This window comes from Staphylococcus warneri (assembly GCF_900636385.1).
In the GTDB taxonomy this organism is placed as follows: Bacteria; Bacillota; Bacilli; order Staphylococcales; family Staphylococcaceae; genus Staphylococcus; species Staphylococcus warneri.
Window position 1 is genome coordinate 2,034,449 of sequence record NZ_LR134269.1, and the last position, 18,168, is coordinate 2,052,616.

At 30.6% G+C, this 18,168-nt stretch carries 23 protein-coding genes; 6 read left to right on the forward strand and 17 right to left on the reverse strand.

The window, feature by feature from the left end:
* Positions 1-197: 197 nt before the first annotated feature.
* The 4 genes from EL082_RS09955 (at position 198) to EL082_RS09970 (ending at position 2,975) form a co-directional block, all read left to right on the forward strand.
* Entirely contained in the window at positions 198-1,070 is an 873-nt protein-coding gene (locus tag EL082_RS09955) for an undecaprenyl-diphosphate phosphatase (protein WP_002450985.1), read from the forward strand.
* A gap of 186 nt (positions 1,071-1,256) precedes the next feature.
* Positions 1,257-1,940 (forward strand): hypothetical protein, encoded by a 684-nt coding sequence (locus EL082_RS09960; RefSeq protein ID WP_015365310.1) that lies wholly within the window; start codon positions 1,257-1,259, stop codon positions 1,938-1,940.
* 6 nt (positions 1,941-1,946) lie between these two features.
* The gene (locus EL082_RS09965) at positions 1,947-2,390 is read left to right on the forward strand and encodes a YaiI/YqxD family protein (protein WP_049416119.1); all 444 of its coding nucleotides are present in this window, start codon (positions 1,947-1,949) and stop codon (positions 2,388-2,390) included.
* 18 nt (positions 2,391-2,408) lie between these two features.
* Positions 2,409-2,975 (forward strand): LOG family protein, encoded by a 567-nt coding sequence (locus EL082_RS09970; protein WP_049416121.1) that lies wholly within the window; start codon positions 2,409-2,411, stop codon positions 2,973-2,975.
* Between the two features lie 74 nt (positions 2,976-3,049).
* Here EL082_RS09970 and EL082_RS11945 read toward each other — a convergent pair whose 3' ends face one another.
* The 8 genes from EL082_RS11945 to EL082_RS10005 form a co-directional block, all read right to left on the reverse strand.
* A complete protein-coding gene (locus EL082_RS11945) occupies positions 3,050-3,187 on the reverse strand; it encodes a hypothetical protein (RefSeq protein WP_002465965.1) in 138 nt (45 codons plus the stop codon).
* Positions 3,188-3,309: 122 nt separating this feature from the next.
* The gene (locus EL082_RS09975; RefSeq protein WP_002465990.1) at positions 3,310-3,900 is read right to left on the reverse strand and encodes an MBL fold metallo-hydrolase; all 591 of its coding nucleotides are present in this window, start codon (positions 3,898-3,900) and stop codon (positions 3,310-3,312) included.
* On the reverse strand, positions 3,881-4,357 hold the full coding sequence (locus EL082_RS09980; protein WP_002465960.1) for an RrF2 family transcriptional regulator: 477 nt from the start codon (positions 4,355-4,357) through the stop codon (positions 3,881-3,883). Before EL082_RS09980 ends, EL082_RS09975 begins: the two co-directional genes overlap by 20 nt.
* Before the next feature lie 11 nt (positions 4,358-4,368).
* Positions 4,369-4,935, reverse strand: coding sequence for an NAD-dependent epimerase/dehydratase family protein (locus EL082_RS09985; protein ID WP_103286253.1), 567 nt, complete (start codon positions 4,933-4,935; stop codon positions 4,369-4,371).
* Between the two features lie 190 nt (positions 4,936-5,125).
* Positions 5,126-5,665 (reverse strand): GNAT family N-acetyltransferase, encoded by a 540-nt coding sequence (locus EL082_RS09990; RefSeq protein ID WP_002465989.1) that lies wholly within the window; start codon positions 5,663-5,665, stop codon positions 5,126-5,128.
* Between the two features lie 120 nt (positions 5,666-5,785).
* Positions 5,786-6,082, reverse strand: a complete 297-nt coding sequence (locus tag EL082_RS09995) for a hypothetical protein (protein ID WP_002465973.1) — start codon at positions 6,080-6,082, stop codon at positions 5,786-5,788.
* 167 nt (positions 6,083-6,249) lie between these two features.
* Positions 6,250-6,720, reverse strand: coding sequence for an SA0632 family lipoprotein (locus EL082_RS10000; protein WP_002465957.1), 471 nt, complete (start codon positions 6,718-6,720; stop codon positions 6,250-6,252).
* Between the two features lie 69 nt (positions 6,721-6,789).
* Complete coding sequence (locus EL082_RS10005; protein WP_002465979.1) at positions 6,790-7,233, reverse strand: GNAT family N-acetyltransferase; 444 nt, start codon at positions 7,231-7,233, stop codon at positions 6,790-6,792.
* A 286-nt stretch (positions 7,234-7,519) separates the two neighbouring features.
* Here EL082_RS10005 and EL082_RS10010 point away from each other — a divergent pair, with 286 nt between their 5' ends.
* The gene (locus EL082_RS10010; RefSeq protein ID WP_002450998.1) at positions 7,520-8,209 is read left to right on the forward strand and encodes a DUF1129 family protein; all 690 of its coding nucleotides are present in this window, start codon (positions 7,520-7,522) and stop codon (positions 8,207-8,209) included.
* 138 nt (positions 8,210-8,347) lie between these two features.
* Here the strand turns inward: EL082_RS10010 and EL082_RS10015 are convergent, their stop codons facing one another.
* The 9 genes from EL082_RS10015 to EL082_RS10055 form a co-directional block, all read right to left on the reverse strand.
* Positions 8,348-8,836 (reverse strand): DUF456 domain-containing protein, encoded by a 489-nt coding sequence (locus EL082_RS10015; RefSeq protein WP_002465956.1) that lies wholly within the window; start codon positions 8,834-8,836, stop codon positions 8,348-8,350.
* Positions 8,837-8,842: 6 nt separating this feature from the next.
* Positions 8,843-10,057, reverse strand: coding sequence for a sugar efflux transporter (locus tag EL082_RS10020; protein ID WP_162832899.1), 1,215 nt, complete (start codon positions 10,055-10,057; stop codon positions 8,843-8,845).
* 35 nt (positions 10,058-10,092) lie between these two features.
* Positions 10,093-10,947, reverse strand: a complete 855-nt coding sequence (locus EL082_RS10025; RefSeq protein ID WP_002451001.1) for a LysR family transcriptional regulator — start codon at positions 10,945-10,947, stop codon at positions 10,093-10,095.
* A gap of 81 nt (positions 10,948-11,028) precedes the next feature.
* Positions 11,029-11,634 carry a ribonuclease FAU-1 family protein gene (locus EL082_RS10030; protein ID WP_015365314.1) on the reverse strand — a complete coding sequence of 202 codons (606 nt, stop codon included), beginning with the start codon at positions 11,632-11,634 and terminating at the stop codon, positions 11,029-11,031.
* Between the two features lie 282 nt (positions 11,635-11,916).
* Complete coding sequence (locus EL082_RS10035) at positions 11,917-12,396, reverse strand: cupin domain-containing protein (RefSeq protein ID WP_002465994.1); 480 nt, start codon at positions 12,394-12,396, stop codon at positions 11,917-11,919.
* Positions 12,396-13,112, reverse strand: coding sequence for a YebC/PmpR family DNA-binding transcriptional regulator (locus EL082_RS10040; RefSeq protein WP_002465997.1), 717 nt, complete (start codon positions 13,110-13,112; stop codon positions 12,396-12,398). Before EL082_RS10040 ends, EL082_RS10035 begins: the two co-directional genes overlap by 1 nt.
* Before the next feature lie 190 nt (positions 13,113-13,302).
* Entirely contained in the window at positions 13,303-13,662 is a 360-nt protein-coding gene (locus EL082_RS10045) for a transcriptional regulator, SarA/Rot family (RefSeq protein ID WP_002451005.1), read from the reverse strand.
* Positions 13,663-13,774: 112 nt separating this feature from the next.
* A complete protein-coding gene (locus tag EL082_RS10050; RefSeq protein ID WP_047210666.1) occupies positions 13,775-15,958 on the reverse strand; it encodes a helix-turn-helix domain-containing protein in 2,184 nt (727 codons plus the stop codon).
* A 284-nt stretch (positions 15,959-16,242) separates the two neighbouring features.
* Entirely contained in the window at positions 16,243-16,887 is a 645-nt protein-coding gene (locus EL082_RS10055) for a Bax inhibitor-1/YccA family protein (RefSeq protein ID WP_103286252.1), read from the reverse strand.
* A 380-nt stretch (positions 16,888-17,267) separates the two neighbouring features.
* On the opposite strand from EL082_RS10055, the gene EL082_RS10060 reads away from it, so the two are divergent.
* Positions 17,268-18,089, forward strand: coding sequence for a LysM peptidoglycan-binding domain-containing protein (locus EL082_RS10060; RefSeq protein ID WP_015365317.1), 822 nt, complete (start codon positions 17,268-17,270; stop codon positions 18,087-18,089).
* Positions 18,090-18,168 lie beyond the last annotated feature (79 nt).

The window sequence follows — 18,168 nt, forward strand, 5'->3', positions numbered from 1 at the left end:
TCGTTATAGACTCAATAATAAAGTCTAGTAGTTATATGCACAACGATAGTGCATTTGACAATATTATGACGTTTGATTTTCTCATACTTTGGTCTAGTGTTATTACTAACAGTAGCATGGGTTGAAATGAGTGTGCTATGATAATATGGTGAATTTATAGTAATCAAAAAACATTTATAAATGAAAGTAGGTACAATATGTTATTACTTGAATTGATCAAGGGTCTTATTTTAGGTATTGTGGAAGGCCTTACCGAATTTGCACCTGTTTCTTCTACAGGTCATATGATTCTTGTCGACGATATGTGGTTGAAATCCACAAAGTTCTTAGGTGAACAATCTGCATTTACTTTTAAAGTCGTGATTCAGTTAGGTTCAGTTTTCGCAGCAGCATGGGTGTTTAGAGAACGTTTCTTTGAATTATTACATATCGGTAAACATAAACCTGAACAACATGCTACAGCAGGACGCCGTTCTAAACCTCAACGTCTAAACTTATTACATGTATTAGTTGGTATGATTCCTGCAGGTATTTTAGGTTTCTTATTTGACGATGTAATAGAAAAATATTTATTCAGTGTTCCAACAGTTATGATTGGCCTTTTCCTAGGTGCTATTTATATGATTATCGCTGATAAATATTCTGAAAAAGTTACCAATCCTCAAACAGTGGATCAAATTAACTATTTCCAAGCATTTGTAATCGGTATTTCGCAAGCCATTGCAATGTGGCCTGGTTTTAGTCGTTCTGGATCAACGATTTCAACAGGTGTCTTAATGAAAATGAATCACAAAGCAGCATCTGATTTTACATTTATTATGTCTGTTCCAATTATGCTTGCAGCAAGTGGTTTATCATTATTAAAACATTATGAATATATTCACTTAGCACACATACCATTCTATTTATTAGGATTCTTAGCAGCATTTATTGTAGGACTAATTGCTATCAAGACTTTCTTACACTTAATTAATAAAGTAAAATTAGTACCATTTGCCATTTATCGAATCATTTTAGTAGTTATTATTGCAATTCTTTACTTCGGTTTCGGAATCGGTAAAGGTATTTAAAATTAAACATTTAGCCATTAAGTGACACAACATCACTTGATGGCTTTTTTTATACCATGGTTAATAATGAAAAATATCATTTCATTAAACTACCAAAATAGTCTTCTTTATTGTTAGCATCTCTAGTTTATTATCATGTATCATAGGGTATGGATAAAAATAGTAAATTTAATGGAGGCAACGAGTATGGACAAAAAGAAACTCATCAAAACAGCAATTAATGTTTTACCAATTATTATCGTTCCTTTAGTCGTAGAACGTAAAAAGATAAAAGAACATCCCGATGTTAAAAAAGCGACTGATGCAACTTCAAGAGCTGCATCTAAAACAACATCTGCTATTTCTAATAAGTCATCAGACGTAAAAGCCTATGTTGGAGACAAAAAACAAGAATTCGATAATAAACGCGAATTGAAAAAATTCGCAAAAGAAAACGATCCTGCTTACATTGAGAAAAAGGGTGAAAAATTAGCTAAGCAAAACCGTAAAGAAGCTGAAAAAATGGATAAAAAGCTTCAAAAAAATATCGAAAAACGTCATAAAGAAGAAGACAAACTACGTGAAGAAAACCAAAAACAGCGTATTAAAGATATGAAAAAAACTCAGAAATACGAAGAAAAAGTTGGCTTAACACCTGGTAAACTCGATGAAAAAACTGAGAAAAAAGGTGAAAAGCTAGAAAAAGAAAATCGTAAAGAAGCAAAAAAAATGGACAAAAAGCTTCAAAAAAATATTGAGAAACGTCATAAAGAAGAAGACAAACTACGTGATGAAGCCGAAAAAGCTAGAAAAAAAGAATTCAAAAAATATAAAGATTACACAGCTAAAAGTGTTGTTAAACAAAACAAAGAAGCCGACCAAGAGGCTTAATCATTAATGACACAAATTATTATTGACGGAGATGCTTGTCCTGTTGTTAGTTCAGTTATTGAATTAACACAAGAGACAGGCATTTTTGTTACAATTATACGTAGTTTTAGTCACTTCTCAACACAAATCGACCCTGAACATGTTCGAACTGTTTATGTCGATGATGGGCCAGAATCTGTAGATTATAAAGTTGTCCAACTTGCCTCTTCTGAAGATATTGTAATTACTCAAGATTACGGTTTAGCAAGTTTATTACTAAATAAAGTTAAATTTGTTATGCATCACAAAGGATTCTTGTTTAATGATAATAATATTCAACAGTTGTTAGATCAACGTTATATCAATGCTCAAATCCGAAAGCAAGGCGGAAGACATAAAGGCCCTCCTCCTTTTACAAGGCAAGACAGACAACATTTAGAACATCAATTTAAATTACTTATACAACAATAATAATAGTGGAGGATTATGATGAAGAAAATTGCAGTTTATTGTGGTGCAAGTAAAGGTAACAATGATATATACGTTAAAGAAGCCTATGAATTAGGAAAATATATGGCTGAAAAAGGTTATGAATTGGTCTTTGGTGCTGGCTCTGTAGGCATTATGGGCGCAATTCAGGATGGTGTATTAGACCATGGTGGTAAAGCTATTGGTGTTATGCCAAAAATGCTTGATGAAAAAGAAATAACGAGTCAAAAAGTCAGTGAACTCATTCTTGTAGATTCGATGCACGAACGTAAACATAAAATGACAGAACTTGCAGATGCATTTGTTATGGCGCCAGGTGGTGCCGGTTCATTAGAAGAATTCTTTGAAATGTATAGTTGGGCACAAATCGGTATTCATCAAAAGCCAATCGGTGTATATAACATTAATGGTTTCTTCGAACCGTTACAATCCCTTATCAATCATATGATTGCTGAAGGGTTTATTGATGAAAAATATCGCGAATTAGCACCACTATTTGATACTAAAGAATCGTTACTTGAAGGTTTACTTAACTATCAACCTTTAGACGTTCGTACATATGATTAATCTTTTAACTATAAAAAAGCCAGAAAATGTAATAATTAAATTACATTTTCTGGCTTTTTTTTATTTCTAATTAATTATATTGATAATTCATCGATGGTTACATTCGGATCATGATTTGCATAAATACCTAAACAGTGTCTATCTTTTTCAATATTTTGTACCCATTGTAGTGAACGCTTTTCTTGTTTTTTACTACTTAAAATGCCAGGCAATCTAAGTTCTCTCCAATTTCCTGGGTAATATCCTACATCTGAAGCTAATAAAATATAATCATCATTTCGCAATGATTTAATTATGAAACTCGTTAACCCTACTGAATGGCCAGGTGTATGAACTAAAGTAATGGTGCCGTCACCAAATAAATCAAACGATTTTTTTGAGGGCCAATATGTGTATCTTTGAAATAGAATGGTTGTAAAGATGTCCCTTGCCATAAAGCTGTATTATATCTAATAGAATGCTTTTGATTTGCCTTTTGATACTCTTCATTACTTGTAATCATAGTCTTTGCTTCTTTTAATAATTGAAGACCTCCAGCATGGTCGCCATCTAAATGGCTTAAGATGACATAATCAATATCTGACACATTAAATCCTAATTCTTTAATTTGGTCATCTATCAGTTCCCCGACTTTCACATTCGGTATTGCCACTTTGTTCTTTCTAACTAAACCAGGTAATGGCGTTACTTTACCTTCAGCTTCTTTACCCATGCCCGTATCAATCAGAACCAGTCCTTTAGGGTGTTCTATTAAATAACAACTTACTGGAACTTCTACTCGATAGTTACTAGATCTAAATAACCCTGTAAATGCAATAGGATTTCTAGAATCACCTTGGCCTGTTAATGTTTCATCAACCAACACTGAACCAGTTCTGATGAAATGTACTTTAATTTGATTGATATTATTGTTCTGTACGATCATTATCATTCCAATCTACAAGTTTATGTTTAAAATATTCATCTTCTAATAATTCCACAAGAGGCAATTCATTTAATTTTTCGTTAAATGCTTGAATAGCGTAATTAAGTTGTTGTTTCACTTTCATCTCACTATCTTTTATATGCTGATCATTAAAAAATATCCTTCTTGATAAATGAGAAATTTCATATTCAATGACATCTCCATTACTTATAGCCTCTATGACATCTTTTAAAGTAATATCTTCAATTGATCGATTAAGTTGAAATCCACCATCTTTACTAGCATTTGATGTGATTAAATCTGCAACAACTAATTTTCTCAAAATCTTCTTCAATGAAGAATCTGATACTTCCAATTTTTCACTTAATGTTTGACTCTTAACGGCGCCTTGACCTTCTTGAGTTGCCAAAATAAGTAACACATAAATACCTTGTTCAAAATGTTTACTTATTTTCATGTTGATTCCTCCTATTTCATAAGTTGTTTTAACAATGCTAGCGCTACATCAGTCACATGTACAGGTTTCATATTTTTAGATACTTTACCTAAAACTTTAAATAACGGTATTAATTTACCAAGTGTATCCTGTCTTTCGTCTCCATAAATAATTGTAGGACTTACGACACTAACCTTTTTATTGGTTGCTTTTAATTTTGAGATAATATCTTTTTTAATATTAATGAAATCTTTAGGACCTAATGATGCTCCTAAAAAACCAATATACTCAGCGTGTAGATCATCGGCAAGTTTTATTGTTACTTCTGCTGGTACTAAGTTCAACGCTTTTAATTTTTGTTCATCTTTTTCTGGTCCACCAATCAAATCAACTACATAGTCAACTTGATTAGGTAACTGTGATTTAATTTGTTCAACATGTTGTATATCACCTTTAATATTATGCACATTTTTATGAGAAATAACATTATTTCCACTTCTTGATACAACATATATTTCTATGTCTTGATCTCTTTTTAACCATTGTCTTGTGAGTTCTCTACCAACTAATCCATTACCACCTAAAATAATTGCTTTCATCACTTTATCCTTCTTTCTTTTTTCGTAGAATTTTAATATCTATGGATATTTTATATCTATAGAAGAATAATTGCAATACCTTTGCTTAAGTTAATGCAAAATTTCACATTTTTCCAACTGAAAAACGCCAAGAAGTAGAATGGCAGTCATATATTTAACCATTCTACTTCTTGACGTTTTGTTTTATATTTTATAAATCAATCTCATATCTCACATGTCTTTTCAAAGGATGATATTTACTTAGATTTGGGAATTCAAAATGGTCTAAGAATGTCATCCCTATTTTTTCCATTACTTTTCTTGATGGTAAATTAGTTTCAGCAGTAAAACTATAAACTTTAGATATACCTTTTTCTTTAGCAAATCGGAGCACCGCTTCGGCACCTTCTGTCGCAATACCATTTCCCCAAACTTCAGGAATCAGGCGCCAACCTATTTCATATAGTGGTAGTTCTTTAAATGGATACTCGCTATCCTCTGGAATGTAATTTAATCCTATAAATCCAAGCCACTCATTTGTTTCTTTAAGTTCCACTGAAAATAAACCTATACCGTAATCTTTAATAATTTGATCCATTTTCTTCAAATCAAGTTCTGAACGACGATAACTTAGTAAACTTGGAAAATATCTTCGTACCTGTGGATTGGCATTCATCTTTTGAAAAGGTAGTAAATCACTTTCTTCCCAATCTCGTAGCTTTAAACGCTCCGTCTCAATATAAACAACCATTTTTTAACACTCCATTACTCCATAAATACATCTTCACATTTATTTTAATATAAAATTAACGCGCTATGAAACGTTTATGATTCATATCGCGCTATTATATTAGATAGTTTATTTTAAATATTAACTTTTAGTGATATAACTAATTAATTCAATATTCACAGGGATTTCTTTTAAATGATCGCGTTGATTTTTAGGTGCAGTAAATGTTGCATCAATAAAATCATTTTGATGATTTAAACGATAAGTTGCTACAAATGTATCTGTATCAGATTCAAAGTTTGGTAAGTGTGCAATCACGCGTTTAATTTCACCTGTAGAATCAATTAACTGTCTACCTGTAATATTTTCTAGTTCTCTACCTAATTCAGGTAATGTTAATGCTTTACCTTCTAAAATACTAAAATCTTGTTCATGCATGGCGCTTCTCTCCTCTTTACATCATTGTTCTAAATGACAAATGTTATATTTATGACATTGGTTTGTTCTATAGTATATACATTTATCAACTAAAATACCCTAAATTTTTATCAATCAAACCTGATTATATTGCCAATGATATGATAGTAATCCCATCATATCATATTCTATTGTGTTGAAGAGGATTGCTTTTGGTTAGATTGATTTGTACTAGCCTTATTATTGCTATTCTGTTGAGATGTTTGATTTGGGTTATTCTTAGACTGAGTTGTCGTGGAAGACTGGTTTTGAGTTTGTTTACTTGCATCTTTTTCTTCAGTTGATTGTTGATCGTTCTGTTGTAAACTTGATTTAGATGATGACTTGTCTTCATTACTTTGCTTTTCACTATCTTTGTCATTTGAATCAGTACTACTTGCTTCACTTGAGGCAGTGCTATCTACCTCTTTTTGTAATTTATCTTGTTGGTCTTTTAAATCATCTTTTTGTTTAGTTAACTTTTTCTTTTGTGCTTTCAATGATTTATTTTCTTTTTCTAGTTTGTCTACACTCTTTTCTAAAGAAGCTTTTTCCTCACTTTTACCACATGCAGACAACATCAATGTTGCAGATAAAAACAATATAATCCACTTTTTCATGTTAAACTCCTTTAAAAACAGTTATAAATATAATTCATTTTATCATGAAATAATAAATTATTCATTTTTCTACATTAAATCTTTTCGCATCCTAATATGCGTATCATCATAACCTAACTGACGATTCAAATTAAGCATTGCTTCATTTTTGATATGAATTGTACTCTGAATCGATACTGCCCCTATGTCTTTAGCCCATTGTTCTATCGCCATTTTGAGTTGTTTGGCGAGTCCTTGACGACGATAATCTGGATATACATATAATAATTCAATGATTACAGTTTTAGTTTGTAACTCATAATGTCCCCAGATAAAACCTTTTATCTCCTGATTATGCTCTAGAAGTAATATAGTATCATTTGTGTGACGCAATCTTGCATTAATCATTTCATATCTTAATGCGATAGATGTCTGAGTTGCTTTGTAATTGACTTCTTGATTTTCCAATAAATGTTCATGTATGGTTGCTACCTCATTAATCGTTGTTTGATGATTTAATGTTAACTTTCTCATATTTAACTCCTACACTTGATATGATAATTAACCAATTTCTATGGTATGATTAAGCGTAATATAATATTGACATACCCTTGCATCTCTGTGAATTAACACCTATATTGGTAATAACTGACTAACAATGACACACAATTTCCTTAGTGTATAGCTAAACTATGGTTAAAATGTGTACACTATTTATATTCGATGTCTAAAAACAAGGTAGTACATTTCTCACATCAATGAGAGATATATCTCACTTTTCATACTACTTAAACTATTTTAAAGGAGCGCTTAAGCACTCATGAAGTCTACTGCCCAATTAGCTAAAGAAAATAATGTAAAATCACTACGTTTAAATAATACAGATAGAGAAATATTTGAAAATTATATGACCTATATTCGCTCTGATTTAAGTGTGAATCCACATGATTCAGAAGTTATGTTGAATCGAATATTAAAGCATTTAATTAGTGCTGAAGATAAAGGTATGTTGGCAATGGAATTCTTTAACCACAATCCTAAAATGCACGCTAAAAAACAATTAAAAGAGCTGCCAAACGAAACAGTAAAAAATATATTTAAATATATCTATCAACATTTTGTATTATTAATAGGCATCTTTTGTTTTTTAAAAGGATTTATCGGATTCTTTATTGGTGGAGATAGTAACTATCTTTACCTATACACATTTCCAATCACTGTCATTATTGGCTTATTTATTATCTTCTTGTTTATTTGGATGATATTTAAAACGATTCAATTGCAGTGTTTTAACAATTCAAATTGGGTCTGGCTCTTAACCTATGCAGTGATTGCACTGTTAATCGTTGCGTTGTTTTACGTCTTTTTCATACCGCAATCTTTTCTAGCATTCGGACCATATATTAATGTAAGTAATTGGTCATTTATTATAATTTCTATCATTATTACTCCGATTTCATTTTATATTGATCATCATTATTTCAATAAAGATGCAAATACAATCATGTAAAAATTCAAATCATCTCGCATTGTATGCTACTCAAAATGTTTATACAACCTTATAACAGCTTGATTTATCAAGCGCATAAGTAAAGCCCTAAATGAAGTTCAACATTCATTTAGGGCTTTTTCAATTTCCTATTCGTATCTAATTAAATAAAAAGATGTCCAGCATAAACCAAATAACCATAATAATCATAATGATAGCTTGTGCAATCGTGCTTGCTAAAAATGCGACTATAGAAGCACACCCCACTTTAATAGCTCGTTTAAAATCATAACCTTGTATTAATTCGATAACAAGCACAAGTATGAAAGGTATTACGACAATTCCAAATGGAGGTAATACAAAACAACCTATAATCACACCAATAATAGCACCATACTCTCCAAATTTAGAACCACCATATTTCCCTACGAAATATTTATTCATTAGAAAATCAGCTAAAAAGATTAATATGGTTAAAACAATCATTGATAAATAGAATATCCAAGATAATTTCCCATTGTGAAATCCAAATTGATAGATTAAAAATCCTACCCACATCACTAAAACGGAAGGAATTACAGGCTTAACTAATCCTACAAATGCTAATATGAACATTATTATAATTAAACACCATAATATCACTGTCATTTTAAACTACTCCACATCTAATTTTGTAATTTTTTGATCTTTGGTTAAGAAAATTAATATAATTCCTAAAAACAATGAGCCAGCTGAAACATAGAATACATTTTCCAAACCAACCCATCCACTCATCATTCCACCTAATAAATTACCACATAGTTGACCAATTACCATTGCATTGGCAAATAATGTTGATGCATAACCCGGGAAATCAGGTAATATATCTTGGAAATAACTAATACCTATCCCTAATAATATTGCTAAGAAAAAGGCTAAAAATAATTGACCGAGTAACATCATATAGAAATTTTTAAATAAGCTAATACTAAAGTAAAATGCCCCGCCAAATATACCACCGTAGATAAGTAAAGTTCGTGTTGGTAATTTCCTAGATAAGATACCTAAAATCACCATGAATGGTACTTCTAATCCAGCACATAAACTTGCTAAATAGCCTACATGGCCTTCCTTTTCATGAAGATAATCTGTAACAAATAATGGCATATTCATTGTGTACATCCATTGTCCAATATGTAATAAGATAAACGCTAAAAATGGAATAAGTAACGTCTTATCCTTAAACATATTAGGCGCTACCTTTTCAACATGTTGTTGTTGTGAAATGGGTTGCTTCACATTTAAATTTTGATAGAAGAAGACTTGTAATATCAGAGTAAATAAAATAATTGAAACCGTTCCACCAAATAATCCCGAATAACCATTCAGTTCAATCAATTGCGAACCGATAAATGGCCCAAATAAAAAACCTAGCGAGAACATTGATCTTAAAACTGTATTGGCAAATTTGGCATTTTCACGAGAGCTTGAAACATTAATCGATTCTCTAGCGGATGCATAAAGTTGAGGCATTGCAGGCGCAAACAATCCTTGAAAAAGGGCGTAAAGGATAATAAATAATAAAATGTCTTTCACAAAAAAATAAATAGAAAAACTAATCGCACCCATAAACAGCGCCGTTATAATTAAAAATTTTCTATTAATATTATGTGTATCAGAAAACCTAGCAATAATTGAATTAACTGTGAATTGACTGATAGCTGCTAAAGCTAATAATAGGCCATATTGTTTCGTCGTCATGCCTAAATCTTTCGTTGCAAATAAAACAAGGTAGGGTACCGTTACTGCAATACCCATACCTAATAGCAACATATTCACAACAAATAACTTGTAATTTTTGATATATAACAATTCTTTAAACATAAGAATAACCTCTATTCATTAAGCGAATCTGTTTACTGTATCTAACGAATAAAATTCAACATTAAATTAACAAATGAGTCTACTTGAGGTAGTTGTAACATACTTTGATCATAGCTCATATAAGTTGAACGAATAAGTGGATCATTATCTATAGTCACTTTTTCAAATTCAAACATATTCTTATCTATGTTTTTCATCATAATTTCAGGTAAAATCGTTACCCCTACACCACTAATTAACATTTCTTTACATGTAGCAACTTGGTCAACAGTTATCGTCGCATGATAATCTTGTTCTAAATTATCGTTATACCATTGCTTAATTTGATTAATATAAATGGGATCAGCTTGGAATTCAATAAATGGTAGTTTTGTAACTTCATCACGTCTATCTTTAGGATAGATAAAATAGTGATCGTCATTAAACAAATGCGTGTTAGATAAATTCATGACCTTATTTCCTCTAGTAATCATGACATGATAATCTCTATGATTTGCCTTAATCTGTTCTGTAGAACCTACTTGTACTTGAATTTCAACATTAGGAAATTGAGTATTATATAAACTTAATACTTCAGGTAGTAGTGTTTGGCCTATCAAAGAAGAACAACCAATAGAGATTGTTCCATTGACCTCCCCTATATGTGCCTGCATTTTATCAAAAAACAAACGCTCTCTTTTCAACATATCACGTGCATGTTCGATAATCATTGCACCTTCAGTTGTTGTGATAAGTTGCTTTTTCGTTCTTATAAAAACATCTACTCCAAAAGCACTTTCAATAGCTTTTAACCGTTGTGTGACAGCTGGTTGCGAAATATATAATATTTCTGCTGCCTTTCTTAATGTTTTCGTTTCGTCTAATGTAATTAATAAACGATAATCATCTATTTTCATAGTGTCCCCCTAGAATGTAACGTTTCTTTTAAATGCTTCTATATATTGTCATTTCTATTTTTTATACAAGTGTCATATGCATTATTTTTTATCAGACGATTTTACTCGATGCACTTTTTTACTTTTAAATGGATGATTGTGTTTATTTTTCTTATATTTTTGATTGATTTTATGATAACATTTCATCACTTTGCTCTGTATATCATCAAAATTTTCTACAATTTCAATCATTAACTGATGCGCAATAATATATGCCTCGTGATATTGCTTTTGGCTAATTTGCCCATTTTGTAATGCGAATAACAAATCATCTTCATCAACTAATTCATACGATCCGTCGGGCAATACTAAAACGTCTAAACATAAATCTAAAGTACGTGCATTCCCTTTTTGAGTGATATTTTTAATATTAATATCAAAATAATATTCTAGTGGATTCCCCTTATCATCAAACATAACGGTCAAACTATATCTCTTTTTTTCAGGTAATATTTGTAACCATTTATAATTATCATCTGCGACTATAATATTTTGACCAACTACCGTCACCTCTAAAGGTTCACGTACTTTCTTCATCGTGACCAAGCCTATAATACCTTTAAATCTATTATTATTAACTTTAACCTCTGTATATTCTCTTTCAATCAGGCGACGCCAGTGACGTTTGTCTATATATTTTACTTTCACAGTCACCAACTCCTTGTTCTCATTATATAAAAATGGTTCTGTAATGTCATCATATGCCGAACCTAGTTATATATTGTCGTAAAATGGATTTATCTATATTCTACTACATATCAAGACATTTTACTTTAAAACGACTAAATTACTATGAATTTATTTAATTTAAATTCTAATCATTTTAAAACATTAATAGACACTACAATATATATTAAAACTCAGTTAAACATTAACATAAAAAAGCATACCTACGAGGTAAGTTGCTCTCATAGGTATGCCAAAAATCAGCTATTTATCTTTTAGGGCATATTTATCTATAACTGTTTGATGTTCTGGATATAATGCTAATAATTCATGTGCTTTAAATAATTCAAAATGCTTATATTCAAACGCAGGTTGACACATACAACCTACTAAACAGAACCCTTCATTATGTTCAAAAGAAGATGCAAAAATAGTATCTTTAGGTACAACATACTGCAAAACTTCTCCCGCTTCAATATTAGTACCTAATTGTACCGCTTCGTATTTACCATCAGGCATAATCATATGAATAGTTAAAGATTGGCCAGCATGATAGTACCACACTTCGTCAGCATCAATTCGATGAAAATGTGAAATATCATTTGGTGTTAATAGAAAATATATACTACTGAATGCAGCTCTTATTGAATTCGAAGAGCCTTGACGTATACTTTCCTTAAAATACCCACCTTCTGGATGAGGTGTCATTTGTAGTTGATCAATCCAATATTGTGCGTTAGTCATTATTTTAAATCCACATTATGGAATACATTTTGAACATCTTCAAGATCTTCTAATGCATCTACTAATTTTTCAAAAGTCTCTTGATCTTCAGGTGATAACTCAATATCTGTTTGAGGTAACATTTCAAACTCTGCTACTTTGAAGTCTTCAACGCCTGCTTGTCTTAGTGCATCTTGAACTTGTGCAAATTGATCTGGCTCTGCATAAACAATTGTTAAACCTTCAGCATCAATCACATCTCTAACATCTACATCTTGTTCCATCAACTCTTCTAATACATCATCAGCAGACTTACCTTCAATACCAAACGTAGCCGTATGATCAAACATGTAAGCAACTGAACCTGAAACGCCCATGTTACCACCATTTTTACCGAAAGCCGCACGAACATCAGACGCTGTTCTATTCACATTATTTGTAAGTGCATCAACGATTAACATTGAACCACTAGGACCAAAACCTTCATATCTTAAGTGGTCATAGTTTTCTTCTCCAGCACCTTTAGCTTTATCGATTGCTTTATCAATAATATGGTTTGGTACGGAATATGTTTTTGCACGTTCTAATACTAATCGTAAGGCTTGGTTAGATTCAGGATTCGGTTCACCTGATTTTGCTGCTACGTATATTTCTTTACCAAATTTAGCATAAATTCTACTTGTATTTTTATCTTTTTGAGCCTTTTTCTCTTTAATATTATTCCACTTACGTCCCATTATGGTCATCTCGCTTTCATTCTCTATAATTAACATTCTATATTATACATGATTTTGCATCGATTATATACCACTAGTAACCTATCTCTTTGATAACGTTTGAACTCACTATAGTATACAGTTAGATGATATATCATTAAACATAAAAAAATTAGCTCCTAAAATTAGGAACTAACTTATATGTAGATATTTAAATATTTAAATATTCTTCAACATCATTGAATAAAGCATTAAATTCTTTCATGTTGTCTTGATTCATATATAGATAAATTTTTCTTTCGTCTTCTTTAGATCTTACTTTACTTAATTTATCTTTTTCAATCAGTCTACGAATAGAAACTAATAATTTAGTTCTGCTCAATTCTAATTCTGAAATAGCAATTTTTAAAAATGTTTGCATTAACATTTGTTCTTCTTGACAATTCTTTTCTGCCAAGTCTAAAACAGCTAAATCATTTAATGTTAACTTATATTTTTGATCTATATATTCAGATAATGCTTTATATTGTTTGTAAAATTCTAATAACTTATCTAACTTCTCTTTATTCAAAAGACTTGCACCCCCAAATATAAACAGACAACGTATAATAACATTATCCTAAATATCTGAAAATTTGTCTTTCCTGTTTGTTTTTAATCTATTGTCAAAATTACCGATAAATTTAAATTGAGTTGTGCCACGCTCTTTTGATTTTAGATTCATTTTTAAATATAGTAATCATATAAAAGGAATTATAACTGAGATTAATGTCTAGCGATTTTTCTGTAAAATCATGTTCAATCACTTCTACCATAGGTTTAAAGTAATAATCTATAGTATCTAGAAATTCACTTGTCCAGTCATATTTATTTCTTAAATCTTTGGCTATTAAATGATTTAGGTTTCCACTATAACTATTTATTTTTCCTATAAAAATAAAGTAGCTCTTATTGGGAGGCGTTTGATCAAAACTTACATACACATGACTATCTTCATAGTTCTCATTTGTAGCTTCGTTTTCAATAATTCTCCAATCAAATAAACATAATACGTACCTGTCTTCCAGTTCTACTTTTTTGTAGTAACTTGCATCAACATATTCTTGATTAAATAACCAAGTTAACTCATTAAATATTAAGCCGAATGTTGTTTTAAAACCGTTCTTATCAAATAAGTGTAATGTATTAAAAAGCTGTGTATGATCATATAAATTAAAACCTAATCCGGCAAACGTTTCTCTTAAAGCGGATATCGTTTCAATGATAAGGGGTGCACTATTGCTCAAATCATTATCTTTATCATTGATGAGTTGATGGTTTTCTACATTTAGTAAAATCATCTTCTCTTTTACAAAGTCAATTTCATTCAATATTGCTTTTAAATTCTTTAATTGAATCTCATTTTTTAATAATAAATGCTCATTTTCATCTATTAAATAGGATGTTTTTAATTTGGCATTATCTATAAATAAATATTCGAATTTCAATCGCTTAATTTGTGATTCTATAGATTTTAATAGTACAGGATCATCTAACAAACATGTTATATCTAAACCGATAACATGATTAATATGCAAATCTTGAAACTTAATAATATCTCTATAAACTTCACGTATTTCCTTTTCATCTAAACTGAATACCGAAATCACTTCATATTGATGAGGAATTGACTTCATAGCATTTTTCAATTTTAACACTGCATCATTAAAGCAAATTCCTAAATGATCAATAACTCTATAATTATCAATATTAAAAGCAACCCTTAAACCTCTTTCTATAATAACCTCTGCAATTTTTCGTTTGTCGTCATAAGTCATGACATCACAAATTTCTGTGAGTGTTGGCACAATATAGAAAATAACATCAGTACGAGAAAAGTCATATTTTTCAAACTTATCATATAAAAATAGATATCGAATTTCTTCTATTGTCTGGATTTGAATAATGCTATGAAACGGCTTAACTTTATTAGCCGTTCCAACATCTAGTTGAATATCTTCGTATTTTTCAATATTATGTTGTTCTACTAAATTTTCAACATAAGTTTTGAAAGCTTCAATATCTTCATCAGCTTCAATATTTACTTTAAACATCACATTCTTATCATATTTAGACAATTTACGATAATCATTGGGCGTCACACCCAAATAGCCTTTAAACATTTTAGAAAATGTAGACATATTACTAAAACCTAATGCGTCACTAATATGACTAATTGTGTCATTAGTTGTTAGAAGCATTTCTATTGATTTATTAATTTTTAAAGTATCTACATATCTCTTAAAGCCCATACCTATTAATTGATGGAATTGGGAAGAAATATTTGATTTTGATATAAAAAGATCTGTTGATATATCTTTCAACGTCAATCTCGTTTCAATATGATTATCGATATATTCTAATTCCTCTTTTAAATCATTGTAATATGTATAGTTATATTGATTAACTGCAATATCTTTATCTACAACTGCTTCTGTACCAATGATTTGAACAATTTCCCTTGTAAGTTGATCTAGCATTTCTTGATTATCGTGGTTAATTCTTTTAAGTGCTAACTGTAAAATCAAGTCTTTAAGTAGATTAGAAGATTTAATCAGATTGGATGTATATTGGAATTCAAAAAATGAAAAACCTTGCTCAGTAAACCAATCACTTGTTAGATATAGCATGATCATTCTACCTTTTGTGTCTACACTAAATACATCAGCATTGTTGATGATATAGATGTCGTTATTAATCGTCATTTGTTTACGAAATTTTTGAACATGCATATCACTCTCTAATGGCCAAAATAAGATGATACCATCTTGGCACCTAGTTGTTGGATATTCAACATTAGATAGTATACGCAAATACGAATTCGGCATATTTCTCCCTCTCTTTTCTAATAAACCCAATATAGCTTCTAAACATAATCATCATTCTAAATGCATACTTGAAATAATTTAACGCAATTATAACACGTACCAAAAAAATATACTTGTTTATATATCTATAAAAAATTAAGTTATAAAACAACATAAATATTTTGAATAAAAAAAGATGCGGCGTTAACTTCTTAATGCTTTAGTTAAAGACATTAAGAAAATATTTTACATCAAACAGTTAATTTCACGCCAACATCTTTGTATTTTAACAATCGTTATTTTATTTATCTAAATCGATTTGCCAATCGAAGTATATCTTTAATGATGTTTAACAGATTGATAAATAGATTAAAGCCCATTTCTCTTGGAGAAAATTGCCCTCGCTTCATCCTATTAAAATCATAAAGCGTATATAACAAGAATAATAATAAGCTTACGACTGTAATAATAGTATGGAAAATAGGGTTATGGATAAATATTCCAATAATACTTGCAATAATTAATGCTAATAAAGTAACGAATAAATATCTTCCCATACTTGATGCATCGTTGATTAAAAAGAATCCTACAATACCAAAAGCAATAAAAGCACCAATGGCTAGTATAATATTCTTATAAAAAACTTCCGGTCCTAAATTTTGTAAATAGCTAGTAAACATAGCATATGACAAAAGACCCAATATAATGGCATAAATATGTGAAATAACTAAGCCATACTTACGTGCACGTTGAAATACTAAGGTAATTAATACTAAGACCATTAATGCAAGAGATAAAGGTCTTCTCCATTCCATTGGTAAAAATTGACCAAAATAACACCCAATCCCAAAAATAATCCAATAATACATGAAGAATAGCCAAACTTTAGCATAAGCATGTGAACGATGTTTATCTTTTGTTTCATTTGTATGTTGTGTAGCATGTGACATATATTCTGCTCCTTCATTCATGATTTGTTAATCTAATGGTACGATTTTACAATAATATATTAATTAAAAAAAGTAATAATAATGAAAAATGATATACTTAGTAGGTATTTCTATATATACTATACACTTTGTTACAATTTATAAAACTTTTTTATTGAATTTTTCAATCGAAAACCCACTTCATAACTGTCATATCAGCATTTTTACAAATGAAATATTTCTATTCCCAATTGTTAACAATATTACAAGATAATAACAAACCACACAGAGACTCATATTTTTGTTAGTATGGATAGCGTAGTAAAAAACGAGAACGCGATGATACATCGTTAATCATAATTCTATAAAAAATATTAAAGCAAATTTAAGGAGGAGTCACTTTGAAAAAGTTAGCCTTTGCAGTAACTGCCGCTTCTGGCGCAGCCGCAGCACTTTCTCATCACGATGCCGAAGCTTCTACTCAACATAAAGTTCAGTCAGGTGAATCATTATGGACTATCGCTCAGAAATATAATACGTCAGTAGATAGTATTAAACAAAATAATAATCTAGATAATAATATGGTATTCCCTGGACAAGTCATTACAGTAGGTGGAAGTGCTTCTCAAAGCTCAAGTTCAAACACTTCTTCACAATCAGGATCACCTTCAACACATACTGTACAATCAGGTGAGTCATTAAATATTATTGCAAATAAATACGGTGTATCAGTTAACGAGTTAATGTCAGCAAATAATTTAAACGGTTATTTAATCACACCAAACCAAACTTTAAAAATTCCTAACGGCGGTTCTGGTGCAGGCGCAGGCGCTGGTTCTGGTGGTGCAACAGCTACACAAGGTAATACAAGCACACAATCACCATCATTTAACCATCAAAATTTATATACTGAAGGACAATGTACATGGTACGTATTTGACCGTCGTGCTCAAGCTGGTAAACCAATTAGCACATATTGGTCAGATGCTAAATATTGGGCTACTGGTGCTGCGAATGACGGTTACCAAGTAGACCATTCACCTGAAGTAGGTGCAATTATGCAAAGTGTCCCAGGTCCTTATGGTCACGTTGCATACGTTGAACGTGTTAATGGCGACGGAAGTATCTTAATTTCAGAAATGAACTATACTAATGGACCTTACAACACAAACTACAGAACAATTCCAGCTTCTGAAGTGTCAAGTTACGCATTCATCCACTAACAAAGTGAGATACTATAAAATTAATTATACTTTTCATCAATATATATAAACACCAACAAAGCACATCACTTTGTTGGTG